At 64.9% G+C, this 15,960-nt stretch carries 16 protein-coding genes; 8 read left to right on the top strand and 8 right to left on the bottom strand.

Annotation, left to right across the window (positions count from 1 at the left end; all coding sequences use genetic code 11):
* Positions 1–2: 2 nt before the first annotated feature.
* Together pdxT and pdxS are read right to left on the bottom strand one after the other, a co-directional pair.
* Complete coding sequence (gene pdxT, locus ACKFR8_RS11480; protein WP_408930133.1) at positions 3–620, bottom strand: pyridoxal 5'-phosphate synthase glutaminase subunit PdxT; 618 nt, start codon at positions 618–620, stop codon at positions 3–5.
* Positions 614–1,516 (bottom strand): pyridoxal 5'-phosphate synthase lyase subunit PdxS, encoded by a 903-nt coding sequence (pdxS, locus tag ACKFR8_RS11475; RefSeq protein ID WP_408930132.1) that lies wholly within the window; start codon positions 1,514–1,516, stop codon positions 614–616. The genes pdxT and pdxS overlap by 7 nt, the downstream gene beginning before the upstream one ends.
* An 81-nt stretch (positions 1,517–1,597) precedes the next feature.
* Between pdxS and ACKFR8_RS11470 the strand changes: the two genes are divergently transcribed.
* Both ACKFR8_RS11470 and ACKFR8_RS11465 read left to right on the top strand, forming a co-directional pair.
* Complete coding sequence (locus ACKFR8_RS11470) at positions 1,598–2,905, top strand: MocR-like pyridoxine biosynthesis transcription factor PdxR (RefSeq protein ID WP_408930131.1); 1,308 nt, start codon at positions 1,598–1,600, stop codon at positions 2,903–2,905.
* Positions 2,902–3,498 carry an MBL fold metallo-hydrolase gene (locus tag ACKFR8_RS11465; protein ID WP_408930130.1) on the top strand — a complete coding sequence of 199 codons (597 nt, stop codon included), beginning with the start codon at positions 2,902–2,904 and terminating at the stop codon, positions 3,496–3,498. The genes ACKFR8_RS11470 and ACKFR8_RS11465 overlap by 4 nt, the downstream gene beginning before the upstream one ends.
* Here ACKFR8_RS11465 and ACKFR8_RS11460 read toward each other — a convergent pair.
* The 4 genes from ACKFR8_RS11460 to ACKFR8_RS11445 all read right to left on the bottom strand — a co-directional run bounded on the left by ACKFR8_RS11460 (position 3,459) and on the right by ACKFR8_RS11445 (position 8,105).
* Positions 3,459–3,905 (bottom strand): hypothetical protein, encoded by a 447-nt coding sequence (locus tag ACKFR8_RS11460; protein WP_408930129.1) that lies wholly within the window; start codon positions 3,903–3,905, stop codon positions 3,459–3,461. The genes ACKFR8_RS11465 and ACKFR8_RS11460 overlap by 40 nt on opposite strands.
* 103 nt (positions 3,906–4,008) lie before the next feature.
* Complete coding sequence (locus tag ACKFR8_RS11455; RefSeq protein WP_408930128.1) at positions 4,009–4,848, bottom strand: SPFH domain-containing protein; 840 nt, start codon at positions 4,846–4,848, stop codon at positions 4,009–4,011.
* Positions 4,849–4,862: 14 nt separating this feature from the next.
* A complete protein-coding gene (locus ACKFR8_RS11450; RefSeq protein ID WP_296131628.1) occupies positions 4,863–5,516 on the bottom strand; it encodes a hypothetical protein in 654 nt (217 codons plus the stop codon).
* 3 nt (positions 5,517–5,519) lie between these two features.
* Entirely contained in the window at positions 5,520–8,105 is a 2,586-nt protein-coding gene (locus ACKFR8_RS11445; protein WP_408930127.1) for a nitric-oxide reductase large subunit, read from the bottom strand.
* A 226-nt stretch (positions 8,106–8,331) separates the two neighbouring features.
* On the opposite strand from ACKFR8_RS11445, the gene ACKFR8_RS11440 reads away from it, so the two are divergent.
* The 3 genes from ACKFR8_RS11440 to ACKFR8_RS11430 all read left to right on the top strand — a co-directional run bounded on the left by ACKFR8_RS11440 (position 8,332) and on the right by ACKFR8_RS11430 (position 11,102).
* Entirely contained in the window at positions 8,332–8,541 is a 210-nt protein-coding gene (locus tag ACKFR8_RS11440; protein WP_408930126.1) for a hypothetical protein, read from the top strand.
* A 94-nt stretch (positions 8,542–8,635) separates the two neighbouring features.
* Complete coding sequence (locus ACKFR8_RS11435; RefSeq protein WP_408930125.1) at positions 8,636–9,955, top strand: O-acetylhomoserine/O-acetylserine sulfhydrylase; 1,320 nt, start codon at positions 8,636–8,638, stop codon at positions 9,953–9,955.
* Positions 9,903–11,102: a homoserine O-acetyltransferase MetX gene (locus tag ACKFR8_RS11430; RefSeq protein ID WP_408930124.1), complete on the top strand. Its 1,200-nt coding sequence runs from the start codon at positions 9,903–9,905 to the stop codon at positions 11,100–11,102. Before ACKFR8_RS11435 ends, ACKFR8_RS11430 begins: the two co-directional genes overlap by 53 nt.
* Here the strand turns inward: ACKFR8_RS11430 and ACKFR8_RS11425 are convergent.
* Together ACKFR8_RS11425 and ACKFR8_RS11420 are read right to left on the bottom strand one after the other, a co-directional pair.
* Positions 11,099–11,413 (bottom strand): DUF3017 domain-containing protein, encoded by a 315-nt coding sequence (locus ACKFR8_RS11425; RefSeq protein ID WP_296131654.1) that lies wholly within the window; start codon positions 11,411–11,413, stop codon positions 11,099–11,101. The genes ACKFR8_RS11430 and ACKFR8_RS11425 overlap by 4 nt on opposite strands.
* A 68-nt stretch (positions 11,414–11,481) precedes the next feature.
* A complete protein-coding gene (locus tag ACKFR8_RS11420) occupies positions 11,482–12,336 on the bottom strand; it encodes a bifunctional methylenetetrahydrofolate dehydrogenase/methenyltetrahydrofolate cyclohydrolase (protein WP_408930123.1) in 855 nt (284 codons plus the stop codon).
* Positions 12,337–12,360: 24 nt separating this feature from the next.
* Between ACKFR8_RS11420 and ACKFR8_RS11415 the strand changes: the two genes are divergently transcribed.
* The 3 genes from ACKFR8_RS11415 to ACKFR8_RS11405 all read left to right on the top strand — a co-directional run bounded on the left by ACKFR8_RS11415 (position 12,361) and on the right by ACKFR8_RS11405 (position 15,837).
* Complete coding sequence (locus ACKFR8_RS11415; protein WP_296131612.1) at positions 12,361–12,831, top strand: tRNA (cytidine(34)-2'-O)-methyltransferase; 471 nt, start codon at positions 12,361–12,363, stop codon at positions 12,829–12,831.
* A gap of 96 nt (positions 12,832–12,927) precedes the next feature.
* Positions 12,928–13,890: a trypsin-like serine protease gene (locus tag ACKFR8_RS11410; protein WP_408930122.1), complete on the top strand. Its 963-nt coding sequence runs from the start codon at positions 12,928–12,930 to the stop codon at positions 13,888–13,890.
* Between the two features lie 84 nt (positions 13,891–13,974).
* Entirely contained in the window at positions 13,975–15,837 is a 1,863-nt protein-coding gene (locus ACKFR8_RS11405; protein ID WP_408930121.1) for a pyruvate kinase, read from the top strand.
* The last annotated feature ends 123 nt before the right edge of the window (positions 15,838–15,960 follow it).

Genomic DNA, 15,960 nt, shown 5'->3' with positions numbered 1-15,960 from the left:
GGTTAGCCTTTAATGTATCCCAGACCACTCCCCGGCGCTGATAAACTTTCTACCCACGCGGCATGCAGGCGTGAATCGCCGTTTTCTTCCGGATGGAAGCTCAAGGCGGTAACGCCTCCCTGGCGCACGCCCACCACCACATCGCCGTCCGCGCCAGCGACCGTGGCGATCACCTCCACCCCATCGCCCACGCGGGTGACGATGGGCGCGCGGATAAAACTTGCCTCCACCTCGAGCGTGCCCTCCCCCATCGCGACGGGCACGGTGCGCTCCTCGGAGAAGCGCTGGTTGCCAAAGGCGTTGCGGCGCACGGTGACGTCGACAAGCCCCAGCGTCTGCTGCCCCGGCGCAGGGTTCTCCAGCTCGCGGGCACTGTAGATGAGCCCCGCGCAGGTGGCGAAGACCGGCAGCTGCGTCTGCCGCAGCGGCTCCGCCACGCCAAAAGCCCGGGCGAGCTTGTCAATCGCACTGGACTCGCCGCCGGGCAGGATGAGCCCATCCAGGCCGTCGAGGTCCTGGGGCAGGCGCACCCGGCGCGTGGCGACGCCGAGCTCGTCGAGGATGCGCAGGTGCTCCTCGACGCCTCCCTGCAGCGCCAGGACGCCGACCGTGGCTACCATCCGCGCTCAGCCAGGCGGTGCGGCGCGGGGACGTCGTTGACGTTGATGCCCACCATGGCTTCACCCAGGCCGCGGGAGATCTTCGCCAGCTCGGCCGGCTGGTCGTAGAGGGTCGCCGCCTTCACTATGGCCTCCGCACGCTTGGCGGGCTCGCCGGACTTGAAGATGCCGGAGCCAACGAACACGCCTTCGGCGCCCATCTGGCGGACCAAGGCGGCGTCGGCAGGCGTGGCCACGCCACCGGCAACGAACAGCACGACCGGCAGCTTTCCGGTCTCCGCTACCTCCGCCACGAGGTCGTACGGCGCCTGCAGCTCCTTGGCCGCGACATAAAGCTCGTCTCGATCCAGGTGACGCAGGCGCGCGATTTCGGCCTTAATGGTGCGCAGGTGCTTGACAGCCTCGGAGACGTCGCCAGTACCGGCCTCGCCCTTGGAACGGATCATGGCCGCCCCCTCGGTAATGCGGCGCAGCGCCTCGCCCAGATTCGTCGCACCGCACACGAACGGCACGTCGAAGTCCCATTTATTGATGTGGTTGACGTAATCGGCCGGGCTGAGCACCTCGGACTCGTCGATAAAGTCCACACCCAGCTCGCCCAGGATCTGCGCCTCGACAAAGTGACCGATGCGCGCCTTAGCCATGACGGGGATGGAGACGGCGTCAACAATGCCCTCGATGAGCTCCGGATCGGACATACGCGCCACCCCACCCTGGGCGCGGATATCGGCCGGCACGCGCTCCAGCGCCATGACGGCGGAAGCACCCGCGTCCTCTGCAATCCGTGCCTGCTCCGGGGTCACAACGTCCATGATGACGCCGCCCTTGAGCATATCGGCCAGTCCACGCTTGACGCGCGTAGTGGCGCGTCCTTGTTCATTCTTCTTATCAGTCATAGCTCACATCATGGCCCCAAAAAGTGGTCCAAGACAAGAGCCATTTTCCGGGTGTTGGATTAGACCACTTAAGATGGGTCTGTGTCTTTACCCCTCGACCCATCTGATACGCGCGCGCTACCGGTGCAGATTGCCGAAGCTCTCCGCACCCAAGTGGCCGCCGGGATTCTGCTGCCGGGCGAGCAGGTTCCGTCCACGCGCACCCTGGCGCGAGATTTAGGCATTTCCCGAGGCAGCGTGGTTACTGCCTACGAGCAGCTCACCGCGGAGGGCTACCTCACCGCGGCGGTGGGGTCGGGTACGGTCATCAACCCGCACCTGCCCCACGCCCGCGCGCCGCAGCCCCACCCGGCGCCCGCGCCACAGCCGGCCCCGCCCCGCGTGGAGCTCACGCCGGGGTTGCCGGACACCGCCGGCATCCTCACCCCCGAATGGAGGGCGGCGTGGCGCAAGGCCGCGGTGGACCCCTCGGGCGACCTGCCGCGGGAGGTCGCCGCGCACCTGCGCCACATGCGCGGGCTCACGGTCGATCCGGCCTACGTGGTGGTGACCGCCGGGGCACGCGACGGACTGTCGGTGCTGCTGCACGCGCTGGGCGGCACCCTCAGGGTGGGGGTGGAATCGCCGGGCTACCCCAGCCTGCGCCGCGTGCCCCAGGCCTTGGGCCACGTGCTTGTCGACGTCCCCACGGACGCCGAAGGCGTCACCGTCCCCACCGTGGACCTCGACGTTCTCATCGTCACCCCCTCCCACCAGCACCCCTACGGCGGTTCCTTGCCGGCCGCACGGCGCGGCGAGCTCGTGGAGTGGGCACGGGCGAACAATGTGCTCATCGTCGAAGACGACTTTGACTCCGAGCTGCGGTATGTGGGCCAGCCGCTTCCGGCGCTAGCGGCGCTCGCCCCGGAGCATACGGTGCTGTTGGGTACGTTTTCCTCGGTGATTTCGCCGTCGATTGCCTGCGGCTACCTCGTCGTGCCGCCGGAACTGCGCGCGAGCGTGGATCAGGTGCGCGAGGTCTTTGGCCAGCCGGTCGGCGCCATCCCCCAGGCGGCGCTGGCGAATTACCTGGCCAGCGGCGCTTTGCGGCGCCATACGGGCAGGATGCGCCGCGCCTATAAGCGGCGCCGCGACCTCGTCCGCGAGGCGCTGGCGGATTCCCCCGCCACCCTCCTGCCCATCCACGGCGGCCTCCACGCGGTGTTGCTGTGCGATAACGCCGTGGTAGAGCGCGCCGCGGCCCTCGGGCTCACGCTCACCCCGCTCAGCGACTACTGGGGAGGCACCACCGCCGAGGAGGGCGTGGTCTTGGGCTTCGGCCACTTAAGCGACGTCGAACTGGTCGCCGCCTTAGAGCTGGTGAAAAAAGCGCTAGCGTGGGAAGCATGAAGATTTCGCTGCATGGACAATCCACCGTCGCCGTCGAGGCGCCTGAGGGCCGCATCGTCATCGACCCGGGCCCCTTCTCCGACTTAAGCTGCCTCAAGGGCGCCGGCGCGGTGCTGCTGACTCACGCGCATGCCGATCACCTCGACGTCGAGGCCGTGCGCGACACAGGCCTGCCGGTGTGGGGAACGCAGGAGGCTATCGACGCCGTCGGCTCCGGCAACGCCGTGCATGCGGGTGAGAAGTTTACGGTTCTAGGCCTTGAGATTCAGGCTCTGGGCGGCCTCCACGAGGAGATCCACCCCAACATCCCGCGCCCGGAGAACCTAGGCTACCTCTTCGGCGGGGTGCTCCACCCGGGCGACCAGTGGGTTGATGCCAAGGGAGTAGACGTACTCTTGCTGCCCATCGCTGGGCCGTGGGTGCGTGGCGCCGACGCCGCGGACTACGCCATGCGCATCGGTGCGCGGCTGACGGTGCCGATTCATGATGCTGTGCTTTCCGACGCTGGCAAGCGCGTCACCGATGGGATGCTCCACAGCGCAGGCGTCACCGGCTATCGGCGCCCCGCGCTGGGCGAGCCCATCGACGTGTGACGCACCGCGTGGACTATCGCCCCGACAAGTGCGCCGGGAAGGAAGATGGTCCCCCAGAACAGGACGACTCCCACCGCATCGAGGCCCGAGCCATCGCCGCCCGGCGCCAGGGCGTAGCCGATGCACGCTACCACCACGACCGATGCAAGAGCTGTTGCCTCCAGGAACGCAGCCGCCCAGCCGCGCGCGGTGGCGACGACGGCGGCGACGATGATGGCCGATGCAACAGTGGCAATCCAAGCGCTACTATCCGAATCTGGAAGCAAGAAGAGCAGACCCGCAACTACGAGACCTGCAATAAATCCCACCCACGGGGCGCGGGGGCCAGTGGATACGCGTTGTCCTACAGCCCACGTGAGAACTGCCAGGACGGCAAGCGGGAGGAGTCCGAAGAGTGCGGTCAGCATAGCGGCCGGTTCCTTTCTTAAAGTGAACTTTTCACCGAGACTAGCTGGCGACGCAGAAAAAAAAGGGGACCACACGAAGTGATCCCCTTTCTTAACCTGCGCGTTAGCTATCCGTGTCCGAAGGCTTCCCGGCTAGCCGGGACATGTTCTCGTTGAAGTCCTTGAACCCCTTGGAGAACGTGCCGAGGTTGTCCATGAAACCGCCCATGATGTCGATGGGCAGCGGGAAGACCACAGTAGAGTTCTGGTCCGCGCCGAGCTCCAGCACCGTCTGCAGGTAGCGCAGCTGGAGGGCGGCCGGCGCCTTGCCGAGCTCCTCGGCGGCCTCGCGAAGCTCGCGGGAGGACTGGAGCTCGCCGTGGGCGGAGATGACCTTGGCGCGGCGTTCACGCTCGGCCTCGGCCTCACGCGCGAGTGCGCGCTGCATCATCTCGGGAATCTCCACGTCCTTGATCTCCACGATGCGCGTGACCACTCCCCACCGCTCGGTTTGGCCATTGATGATCGTGGCCAAGTCGGTGTTGAGCTCCTCGCGGTGGGCAAGGAGGTCATCGAGGTTGGCGCGGCCCAGGAGGGTACGCAAGGTGGTCTGCGCAATCTGCGAGGTGGCCACCGCGTAGTTTTCGACCTCGAGGACGGCCTTGCGGGCATCGGTAACCTCGAACATCACCACGGCGTTGACGCGCACGGAGACGTTGTCCTTGGTGATGATTTCCTGCGGCGGGATGGTCAGCGTCACCACGCGCTGATCGACGCGCTCCAGCTTGTCCACGCCCGGCCACAAGAAGTGCAGCCCCGGCTCCATGATGGGCCGCAGGTGGCCAAACCGGAACGTCACTCCGCGCTCGTATTGCTTGATGACCTTCAGCGAGTACATCAAGAACACGCCAATGAGCGCGACAATGATACCGATGACGATCGGCCAAAAGACGAATGCTGACATGTGGGAGACTTCCTTTAACGGTGTGGTTCTGCGTTGGCGGTGCGGCGATCCGAGGCGTAGCGCGCCTTGCCGTACTTGGAGCCGTAGCGGTCAATCTGCGCGGCCAGCTCGGCCTCGCGATTGTCCATCTCCGGCACCACAATCTTCGGCGCGTTGGAGGGGGTATTCCACAGGTGGCGCCCCAGCGGGATGACGCCCAAGCCCGTGATGACCGCAATGGCCGCGAGGGTGATGAGCACCTCTGACAGCGAGTGATTCGTGATCAGGGACGCGAGCGGCAACAGGTAGCCCATCGCCGCCACGGCCAAGGCGATGCCGCGGTGGAAGCGCCCCGAGTCGGAGTGCGGCCACGGATCCAGCTGGCGGGTGACTTCGCGTCCATGGTGCGAGACCGTGCAGGTCTGTTTCACCGGACAGGAATTGCAGACGGTGGGATTGGCCCGGTAGCGCATCACCCGGTTGTCGGGGTCAAAGCTCGAGGGCCAGAGCCACTGGTCCTCGGGGCACTGCCACGCGTCGTGCTCTTCCAGGTAGCGGAACGTACCCGCCTGGTTCGCCATGGTGCGGTTGGCGGTCTGCTTGGCCATGGCGTCGAATCCCCACGCCACCACCAGCAGGAATAAGCCGTAGCACACCGCCAGCAAGGTGAAAAGACCTGGTGCATCCATGAGTTACTTCTCGTCCTTCCGAGAATCCGAGCCGTAGGTGCCGCCCCACTTGGTGCGCGAGTCGAAGGTCGGGTCCTGCGGGCCGGAGGCCGCCGAGTCGCCGCGGCCGGCTTCGGGGGCCTCGGTCTCGATGAACGCGCCGCGCTCATCCAGGTAGCCGTAGCGGCGGCCTGCCTTGCCGGAGGTGCGGTCATCGACGCGGCCCTTGCCTCCGGACACCAGGCCGACTCCCGACGTCGCGTTGACCGGGATTTCGCCCGCATGGTCGTCGTCGTCCGGCTCGATGATGCTAAACAGCGGATCCTTCGGGTGCTCGTCCACCGTGGGGATTTCCTTGTTGTAGAGCACGCCCTTCACCGCCGCCCAGAGGAACGGGATGATGCCGGCGAGGAACATGACGTCGCCAGGCATGCGCAGCCACTCCATGATGAAGTTGCCCGGCTCGGTGATGTAGCCCAGGGAGCGAGCCTCGACGTAGCCGGAGGCCACGGACTCGTAGAGCTGCATGATGCCCAGCGGCAGCAGGGAGATGACAACCATCCACAGGAGGCCGATGTTCTGCAGCCAGAAGGCCCAGGCCATGCCCTTCTCGGACCAGCGCGCCTTCGGGGTCAGGTAGCGCAGAGCAAAGACGGACAGGCCCACAGCCAGGAAGCCGTAGACGCCCATCATGGCGCCGTGCGCGTGGTTCGCGGTGAGGGCGGTACCAATTTCGTAGTAGGAGACGATGGGCAGGTTCACTAGGAAGCCGAAGATACCGGCGCCCAGGAAGTTCCAGAAGCCCACGGCCACGAGGAACATGACGGCCCAGCGGTGCGGGAACGGGCGCTCGCCGGAGGCACGCTGGCGCGAGCCCAGCTGCATGAAGGTCCACGCCTCCACGGTGAGCAGGGTCAGCGGGACCACCTCAGCAGCGGAGAAGAACGCACCCAGCGCCATGTGCTCCACCGGGGTGCCGGAGAAGTACAGGTGGTGCATGGTGCCCAGCACGCCACCGGTGGAGTACAGGATGATGTCGAGGAAGATGATGCCCAAGGCGATCTTCTCTCGGATGACGCCGAGCAGCACGAAGACGTAGGCCACCATGACGGTGGTAAACAGCTCGAGGAAGTCCTCGACCCACAGGTGGACCACCCAGAAGCGCCAGAACTCGGCGACGGAGATGTGGGTCTCCGAGCCCGCCAGGTTGCCCACGGCGTAGAACGCCGGGATGGCCAGACCGGCGTAGAAGAACAGCCACGGCATGTTGGACTTGTGCTCAGTCTTGAGGCGGCCGCGCAGCTGGCGGAAGATGATGCCAATCCACACGAACATGCCCACAGTGAGCAGAATCTGGAAGAAGCGCGGCAGGTCCAGGAACTCCCACTGCTGGGAGAACAGGGTGCCTTCCTTGATGTAGCCCATGGTGGACAGCCACTCGAAGGCCATGGAGCCAAACACCACGACAGCAATGGCGCCAAGCAGGAACCAGACCAGCCAGTGCTGCTTCTTCGGTTCCTTCTTGCCCACGAACGAGGCCAGGAAGATGCCCGCCGCGAGAAGGCCACCGGCGGTCCACAGCAGGGACAGCTGCAGGTGCCAGGTTCGCGAGACGTTGTACGGGAGCAGCTCCTGCAGCGGGATGCCGAAGAAGCCGGTGAGCTCGGTGCGGTAGTGCTGCGAGGCGGCGCCGAGCAGCGCTTGAATGAGGAAGAGCAGCGCGATAACGAGGACGAACCACGCCACCACCTTCTGGGACTTGGTCAGCCCTACCTCGCCCGGCTGCGAGAAATCCAGGTTCGGGGCCTCCTCCGCGTGCCAGCCAATGGACTTGGACCAGCGGCCGTAGATGGCAAAGATAAGGCCGGTTCCGCCGATGAGGGCAATCAGGGACAGGACGGACCACACCACGAGGTCAGCGGTCGGACCGTTGTCAACGCGCGGCTCGGCCGGCCAGTTGTTGGTGTAGGAGTAGTCGTGGCCGGGGCGCTCGGCTGCCGACGCCCACGCGGTCCACCCAAAGAAGCCGACCAGGTTGTTGATCTCATCCTGGTCGGTAATGAAGTCCGAGGGCAGGCCCTTGTCGTGGGACAGCGGACCGAAGTACTCGGCGTAGTACTCCTTCGCCGATTCGAAAGCGGCGATCTGGTTGTCGGTCCACTCCAGGACGCCCGACTCCTTGTCGTAGCGGTTGGCGCGGAACTCCTCCTTTACGGCCTCTTCTGGGGTGGCGGAGGGGTCGACGAAATCGGGGACCCCGTTGGCGTCGTTAAGCTCACGCGCCTTCTCCAGGGACATGCGCAGGTACTCCGCGGTGTAGTCCGGGCCCAGGTAGGCGCCGTGGCCCATGACGGAGCCGTACTGCTGGAGTCCGCGCGCCTGGTACAGGGCCTGACCGTTGAGAATCTCGTCCTTGGTCAGGACGGTCTCCCCGGTGGACTGAGACACGATTTTTTCGGGCAACGGCATCGAAGCCGTATAGGTGCGGTAGGCCAAAAAGCCCATGACTAAGAAGCCAAAGACCATGACGAGGGCCACGCCCTGCACCCACACATTGCTCACTGACAGGACCGGCTTGCGGCGATCCTGTGAGCTGAGAGAAGTGGACATGCAATTTTCCTGTCTTATATGCGATATACGAGTTTCGACGGAGACGAGAAACCTCCGTGAATATTATGAACGGAATTTGCCGTTTTTAATAGGCAAGGGAAAACCCCTCCCCCCCCCCGCCGGGACAGACGAAAGATGGATACTCGCACACCACCACCCTCGCACCACAGTTACGGGGGTGATCGCGCCACTTGTTTAGTGAGAACTTTCTCGTAGTATTTAAGACATGACTTTCGCCGAACACACCAAGCGCAATTGGCTCATCACGTTCTTCGCCGCCATTTTCTTCGCGGCCATCGTCTCCATGATTTTCCTCAACGACCCCCACCAAACCATCACCGTGGCCATGGTGTTCATCGCCTCCGCCCTCATCCTCTTCGGCGCAATCCTCGGCGTGTGGTATCTCATCAGCGGTCGCAAACGCAGCCACTCCTAGACCAACCGCTCGGTCTATTTTTATTCCGCTGATTGCCTGCGGTTTCCCCGCACCCGCTTAACGTTCTGAACCGCTTGGTCTAGCGTTTCCAGACATGAGCACCAAGTACGATAATTCCGCTGTCCCCGAGTGGTCTTTCGCCACCCGCTCCCTCCACGCCGGCCAGAACCTAGACGGCTCCACCAACGCACGTAACGTGCCGATTTACCAGACCACGTCCTACGTCTTTAACGACGCCGAGCACGCAGCCAACCGCTTCAACCTCTCGGATGCAGGCCCGATTTACACCCGACTGACCAACCCCACCCAAGATGCGCTGGAGGCGCGACTCGCCTCACTGGAGGGCGGCGTGGCCGCCGTGGCCTTCGCCTCCGGCCAGGCCGCCGAAACCGCGGCCATCCTCAACCTGGCCTCCGCCGGCGACCATATTGTGGCCTCCCCGCGCCTCTACGGCGGCACCTCCACCCTCTTTACCGTCACACTAAAGCGCCTGGGCATCGACGTCACCCTGGTGGAGAACCCGGACGACCCGGCCTCCTGGCAGGCCGCCGTGCAGCCGAACACCAAGGCCTTCTACGGCGAGACCTTCGGCAACCCGGTCGCCGACGTCCTCGACATCCCCGCGGTGGCCGAGGTCGCGCACAACAACTTGATCCCGCTCATCGTGGACAACACCATCGCCACCGGCGCGCTGGCCCGCCCGCTGGAGCTGGGCGCGGACGTCGTCGTGGTCTCCACCACGAAGTTCTACACCGGCAACGGTTCCGCCATTGGCGGCGCCATCATCGACGGCGGTTCCTTCGACTGGACCGTCGAACGCGACGGTACGCCGGTCTTCCCCTACTTCGTCACCCCGGACGAGGCTTACCACGGCCTCAAGTACGCCGACCTGGGTGCGCCGGCCTTCGCCATCAAGGCGCGCGCGGGCCTGCTGCGCGATACGGGCGCTGCCATTTCCCCGTTTAACGCCTGGCTGACGCTCAATGGCATTGAGACGCTGCAGTTGCGCGTCGAGAAGCACAATGCCAACGCCCAGGCCGTGGCTGAGTACCTGGAGGGCCACGCCAAGGTCGCGAAGGTCAACTACGCGGGCCTGGATTCCTCGCCGTATAAGGAGGTCAAGGAGAAGCTGGGCTATGCCTACACCGGCTCCGTGCTCTCCTTCGACATCGACGGTGGCCGCGAGGAGGCCTGGGCGTTTATCGACGCCTTGAAGCTGCACTCCAACCTGGCGAACATCGGCGATACCCGCTCTCTCGTTGTGCACCCGGCCTCCACCACGCACTCCCAGTCCGACGAGGAGGCGCTCAAGGCCGCGGGCATTACCCAGGCCACGGTGCGCCTGTCGGTGGGCATCGAGGATGTCCAGGATATTATTGCTGACCTCGAGCGCGGGTTCGCGGCCATTGGTTAGCGCCGTCCCGGAGCTCGCGCCCGAGGGCGAGCTGACCCAGGTTTCCATCGGCGATTTCACCACGGAAGCAGGCGCCGTGCTTGACGACGCCACCCTGGCCTACCAACGCTGGGGTGCTTTCGCCGGCGACCCGGACGGGGTCAACAACGTCCTCCTCGTCGAGCACGCGCTGACCGGCGACTCCAACGTGGCCGAGTGGTGGTCCGATTTAGTTGGCCCGGGCAAGGCGCTGGACACCACGAAGTGGTGCGTTATCGCCACCAACGCCCTCGGCGGCTGCAACGGCTCGACCGGGCCGGGCAGCCTGCACCCGGACGGCCAACCGTGGGGCGGGCGCTTCCCGGCGCTGTCCATCCGTGACCTCGTTGAGGCCGAGCACACCTGCCTGCAGCAGCTGGGGATTTCCCGCGTCCACGCGGTCATCGGCGGCTCGATGGGCGGGGCGCGCACGCTGGAGTGGAGCCTGCTCCACCCGGAGAGCGTGTCCGCGGTGTGCGTGATTGCGGTCTCCGCTAGGGCGTCGGGCTGGCAGATCGGCATCCAGTCCGCGCAGATTTCCGCCATCGAGCGCGACCCGTTCTGGCACGGCGGCAACTACTACCGCACGGATAAAACCCCACGCGACGGGCTGGCGGCCGCCCGCCGCATCGCGCACCTGACGTACCGCGGCGAGCAGGAAGTCGACGAGCGCTTCGGCGCCTCCGCACAGCAGGGCGAGAATCCGCTGGGCCCCTACCGCAAACACACTCAGCGTTTCGCGGTGAACTCCTACCTGGACTACCAGGGCGCCAAGCTCACCGAGCGTTTCGACGCCGGCTCCTACGTCGTGCTCACCGAGGCGCTCAACCGCCACGACGTCGGCCGCGGGCGCGGCGGCCTCATCAAGGCGCTGGCGGCCTCCCAGGTGCCGACGATGGTCGTGGGCGTGGACACGGACATCCTTTACCCCTATCACCAGCAGGAGCACATCTCCCGCAACGTCAATCAGCTGCTGGCCATGGCCAAGGTTGTCTCCCCCGTAGGCCACGACGCTTTCCTCACCGAGACCCGGCAGATGAACCGCATCCTGCGCAACTTCCTGCTGCTCTCGGCGCCGAATGGTCTCGACGTCGGCCCGGCGTACGTGGGCGACGAATACTACATCTAGGAGCCCAGCGCGTCGATGGAGAACGCCATGAACACCATCGCCGCACCGAGGATGCCGGTAAAGCAGGCGTCGAAGCGCCGCGAGCGCACCGCCAGCACGCCGACCCGCGAAGAATCACAGGTCAGCCGCACCACGGTGAGCCACATGAACGCGCCGCCCAGCAGCATGGTGGCGCGGCGCCAGTGCTCGGAGACCGCGAAGATTCCCGAGACCGCCACTGCCGCAACAACCATGCCGATGGCCACCCACTGCACTACCGGCGGCAGTGGCGAGGGCTTCAGGTGCGCGTCGTGCGGGTTCGCCAAGGACACCGGCGGTGCTGCCGGCGCTGCCGGCGCTTCTCGACGGCGCTCTCGCGGATTTTCTGCGGGCATAAGACCTACTGCGCGGCGAGCTTCTCGGCGCGCTCGACGATGTTGCTGACCAGGAACGCGCGCGTCAGCGGGCCCACGCCACCCGGGTTCGGGGAGACGAAGCCGGCCTTGTCCCACACGTCCTCGGCCACATCGCCGGCGAGCTTGCCGTCGACGCGGGAGACTCCGACGTCGAGAACCGCCGCACCTTCCTTGACCATATCGGCGGTGAGCATGTGTGCCTTGCCGGCCGCAGCGATGATGACGTCGGCCGCACGGGTCTCCGCTGTGAGGTCCTTGGTGCCGGTGTGGCACAGCGTCACGGTGGAGTTCTCACTGCGGCGGGTGAGCATGAGGCCAATCGGGCGGCCCACGGTCACACCGCGGCCGATGACCACGACCTTTGCGCCATCCAGCTCCACGCCGAAGCGGCGCAGCAAGTGGATGCAGCCGTTCGGGGTACACGGCAGCGGCGCGTCCTCGTTGAGCACCAGCTTGCCCAGGTTGATCGGGTGCAGGCCGTCGGCGTCCTTGGCCGGGTCGATGAGCTCGAGCACGCGGTTTTCATCCAGGTGCTTCGGCAGCGGCAGCTGAACGATGTAGCCGGTGCAGGCGTCGTCGTCGTTAAGCTCGGTGATGACGCGCTCGAGTTCCTCCTGGGAAACGTCGGCAGGCAGGTCCTTGCGAATCGAATTGATGCCGAGCTTCTCGCAGTCGCGGTGCTTCATCTTCACATAGGAGTGCGAGCCCGGGTCATCGCCCACCAGGACCGTGGCCAGGCCCGGGGTAATCCCCTTCTCCTTGAGGGCGGCCACGCGCTGGGCCAGGTCCTCAAAAATCTCGTCGCGGTACAGCTTGCCGTCTAGTTTGGTAGCGCTCATGCCCACCATCCTAGACTGATGCCTATGAGCCGCCTGCACATTGTCTTCGACAACCCCGTGATCCCCACCAATACCGGCAACGCCATCCGCACCGCCGCCGTCACGGGCGCGAGCCTGCACCTCATCGAACCACTGGGCTTCAACTTCGAGGACAAGCACCTCAAGCGCGCCGGCCTGGACTACCACGACCTAGCGGACTTGAAAATCCATAAGGACTTCGACGCCTGCATGGAGGCCCTGCCCGGGGCGCGGGTCTTCGCCTTTACGACCCACACGGATAAGTGGTTCACGGACGTCGAGTACCAGGAGGGCGATGTCCTCCTCTTCGGCACGGAGCCGACCGGCCTGCCGGAGGAACATGCCTTCCACCCGCGCGTGACCGAGCGCGTGCGCATCCCCATGATGCCGGCGCGGCGCTCGATGAACCTGTCCAACGCGGCGTCGACGGCCGTGTACGAGGCCTGGCGCCAGCTCGGTTTCCCTGGCGCGGTGTAGCCATTAACGGTCGCGAGGACCGTGGAGTCTGCCTTACACTGCCATTAGCTGTGAACAGCCTGCTTGTATCCTGTCCTCGCAACCGAAGGTCTCTCTATGTCTCTCCCCACCACCGCTTCTCTGGGCCGCACGCGACGCCTCCTCGCGGTCCTCAGCGCCGCTGTGCTGCTTTCTAGTTGTTCTGACACCGATGCCGGATCCGCATCTGACTCCCACCCCACCACAGAAAACTCGGCTGGAGCCGAAATTTCGGAGATTCTCGCAGCTCCCACAACGCCTACTGCGACGTTGAAAAATACGACCTCGACCAGCGCCACAACGAGTCGCCAGCAGAAAACCTCAGCGGAGCCTCCAGTGAGGCGGTCCGTAATCGACCCGGGCAACGATGCTTCCGGCCAGAGAGGGCGCGACGACAACCGGGGCATCTACTATCACAACTCGGTTGACTGGGAATGGTTAAGAGAGCCAGGTGGGGTCGTTCCTGGTGCCAGAATCCACAATGATTCTGATAACACCAGCTGTTCAACGGGTTTTCTCGCGTCAAAGGGCGAGCGCCTATTCATCATTACCGCAGGCCATTGCGGCGATCGCGGGGACCAGTTTTATGTCAGCGATGCACACAACAACTGGGCTTATGTGGGGGAGATGGTCGAGTCTTACCTCCAAGAGGATGCCAGGGGAAGCATCTACGGCACTGACATCGGTCTCATCGAAATTACGGGCGACGCCCGCTATAGCTCTACCCTCCCGATCGACATGCCCATGCAGGGATGGATCACGCCGCAGGAAGCACAGAGAAGAGACATGATGGTCTGCCGCCTCGGCGCAACGACCGGGTACTCCTGCGGCGAGTTTGAAAGCATCGGAAATGGTGGGCTCTTCTACTTTCGCGGTATCACTGACCGCGGTGATTCTGGCGGCGCGATCTTTGCAGTGGATGACTCCGGAGTGTGGGCACTCGGAGTCAACTCCAACGTCAGTGACAGCAACAAGACCCGCGTTGGCGCCATGGAAATCAGCAGCGCCATTGATTACTGGGGGCTCACCATCCACACATAGCTCAACGGTCGCGGCGGGTTTCTGGCGCGGTGTAGCCATCAACGGCAAAATATGGGTTAGGCATTTGATCTATTAAGGAGAACCATGTCCCGCCTGCGCCCACTTCTTGATTCCTTAACCAACCGCGTCGAAACCGCCTCCGCGGAGTACTCCGAGCAGATTGCCCGAGTCGCGCCCACTCACCGCCCGGGCGCGGTCAACCTGGTGCGCTACATGGCGCTGCGCTCCCAGGATGCGGTGGAGCTGCAGGAGGGGCTGAGCGCGCTGGGCGCGACGAGCCTGAGCCACCCGGAGCCGGCGGTGCTGGAGCGCCTGCATGCGGCGCGCAACGTCCTCGATGCGTTTGATGGTCAGGCCCCGACCTACCCCATGCAGGCCATTGCCTCGGCGTATGCGGCCGCCGATGACCTCTTGGATGCCAACACGCAGGCCCTGCTCGGCCCCACGCAGGAGGGCACGCACGCGCGCATTATGGTCACGCTTCCCACAGAGGCCGCAGAGGACTATGAGCTCGTGCTGGGTTTTGCGCGCGCCGGCATGGAACTGGCGCGTATCAACTGTGCCCACGACGGTGAGGCCGCGTGGGAGAAGATGGTCGAGCATGTCCACCGCGCTGCCGCGGAGGTCGGGCGCGAGATTCTCATTTCTTGCGATATCGCCGGCCCCAAGGTGCGCACCGGCGCCATCGAGCCGGGGCCGCGAGTGGTTCGGGTGCGCGGCGAGCGCTCCGCGGCGGGTGAATTGTTGTCCCCGCCGACGCTGGTGCTTTACGACGTCTCCCGGGCCAACGAGGCCCAGGAGGTGGCGAAGGGGGCGTCGGCAAGCGTGGCTCGCCCGGCCATCACCGTAGAGGTTGACGGCGCGTGGCTGGCCAATCTGGAACAGGGCAGCGAGGTGCGTTTTACCGAGGCTCGCGGCCGTTCGCGGTCCTTCACCGTGGAGTCTGTTGAGGAGGACGTGGCGGTGCTGCGCGGCGAGCGCAATTGCTACCTAGCGGAGGGTACGGTGCTCAGCCACGGTGCCGAGACGACACAGGTGCGCGGGGTTCCAGCACTAGAGCAGAAGATTCGCCTTCACCGCGGCGATGAACTGGTGCTAAGCACCTCGCAGGAGCCGGCGCGGATTGCGGAAGGCGAAGTGACAACGATTGGCTGCACCATCCCGGAGGTCGTCACCGCGCTTGACGTGGGCCACCGGGTGATTTTTGATGATGGTGCGATTGCCGGGCGCGTCACCGAGGTCCGTGAGAACGGCGCGGAACACGAGGCCATCATCACCATCGATCATGCAGGGCCGACCGGAACCAACCTTGCCGCCTACAAGGGCATCAACCTTCCGGAAACCGACATCCCGCTGCCCAGCCTCACGGAGGAGGACATTGCGGCGCTGCATTTCGTCGCCACGCACTGCAACATCGCAGCGGTGTCCTTCATCCGCACGCCTGCTGACGTCTCCTTCCTCCTCAGCACCATCGAGGAAATCGCGAGCGAGCAAGACTCCGCGGAGCTGGCGCAGCGCGTGCGGGAGCTGGGCGTCGTGCTCAAGATCGAGACGGTGCCGGCCTACGAACAGCTGGGCACCGTGCTACTGGAGGGCATGCGGCACGAGAAGTTCGGCATCATGATTGCCCGCGGTGACCTCGCGGTGGAGCTGGGCTTTGAGCGCATGGTGCAGGTTCCGGGGCGCATCATGAAGCTCGCGGAGGCCGCGCACATCCCCGTCATCATGGCCACGCAGGTGCTGGAGACCCTGGCCAAGACCGGCCTTCCCTCTCGTGCTGAAATTACCGACGCCGGCTACGCGCTACGCGCGGAGTGCGTCATGCTCAACAAGGGCCCGCACATCACGGAGGCCATCCAAATTCTTGACAGGATGTCGCGCAAGCTCGGCCGCTCGCGCCTGAAGAACCGCCAGATGCTGCGCCAGGTGGGCAGCTGGACGAATTGATGAGGACCACCTCACAAGCGCCCGCCTGGGACTAGACAAGTCTGCCTTTGGTTAGGGTAACCTATAAAGGTATTTATCTTGTGGAAGAAGGCCGACCGATATGTTGTCTGGTCCCCCACGGCA

This window comes from Corynebacterium axilliensis, from assembly GCF_046097495.1.
Classification (GTDB): domain Bacteria; phylum Actinomycetota; class Actinomycetes; order Mycobacteriales; family Mycobacteriaceae; genus Corynebacterium.
Note: the sequence above shows the minus strand (reverse complement) of the source record. Positions and strands in the feature narration are given on the sequence as shown.

Excerpts from the sequence above, each read along its gene's own strand:
- ACKFR8_RS11465 (WP_408930130.1), top strand. The coding sequence starts at position 2,902 with ATGAAGATTTCGCTGCATGGACAATCCACCGTCGCCGTCGAGGCGCCT.
- ACKFR8_RS11415 (WP_296131612.1), top strand. The coding sequence starts at position 12,361 with ATGAGCCGCCTGCACATTGTCTTCGACAACCCCGTGATCCCCACCAAT.
- ACKFR8_RS11420 (WP_408930123.1), bottom strand. The coding sequence starts at position 12,336 with ATGAGCGCTACCAAACTAGACGGCAAGCTGTACCGCGACGAGATTTTT.
- ACKFR8_RS11440 (WP_408930126.1), top strand. The coding sequence starts at position 8,332 with ATGACTTTCGCCGAACACACCAAGCGCAATTGGCTCATCACGTTCTTC.
- ACKFR8_RS11460 (WP_408930129.1), bottom strand. The coding sequence starts at position 3,905 with ATGCTGACCGCACTCTTCGGACTCCTCCCGCTTGCCGTCCTGGCAGTT.
- ACKFR8_RS11430 (WP_408930124.1), top strand. The coding sequence starts at position 9,903 with ATGTCCAGGATATTATTGCTGACCTCGAGCGCGGGTTCGCGGCCATTG.
- ACKFR8_RS11445 (WP_408930127.1), bottom strand. The coding sequence starts at position 8,105 with ATGTCCACTTCTCTCAGCTCACAGGATCGCCGCAAGCCGGTCCTGTCA.
- pdxT (WP_408930133.1), bottom strand. The coding sequence starts at position 620 with ATGGTAGCCACGGTCGGCGTCCTGGCGCTGCAGGGAGGCGTCGAGGAG.
- ACKFR8_RS11405 (WP_408930121.1), top strand. The coding sequence starts at position 13,975 with ATGTCCCGCCTGCGCCCACTTCTTGATTCCTTAACCAACCGCGTCGAA.
- ACKFR8_RS11455 (WP_408930128.1), bottom strand. The coding sequence starts at position 4,848 with ATGTCAGCATTCGTCTTTTGGCCGATCGTCATCGGTATCATTGTCGCG.
- ACKFR8_RS11410 (WP_408930122.1), top strand. The coding sequence starts at position 12,928 with ATGTCTCTCCCCACCACCGCTTCTCTGGGCCGCACGCGACGCCTCCTC.
- ACKFR8_RS11435 (WP_408930125.1), top strand. The coding sequence starts at position 8,636 with ATGAGCACCAAGTACGATAATTCCGCTGTCCCCGAGTGGTCTTTCGCC.
- ACKFR8_RS11450 (WP_296131628.1), bottom strand. The coding sequence starts at position 5,516 with ATGGATGCACCAGGTCTTTTCACCTTGCTGGCGGTGTGCTACGGCTTA.
- pdxS (WP_408930132.1), bottom strand. The coding sequence starts at position 1,516 with ATGACTGATAAGAAGAATGAACAAGGACGCGCCACTACGCGCGTCAAG.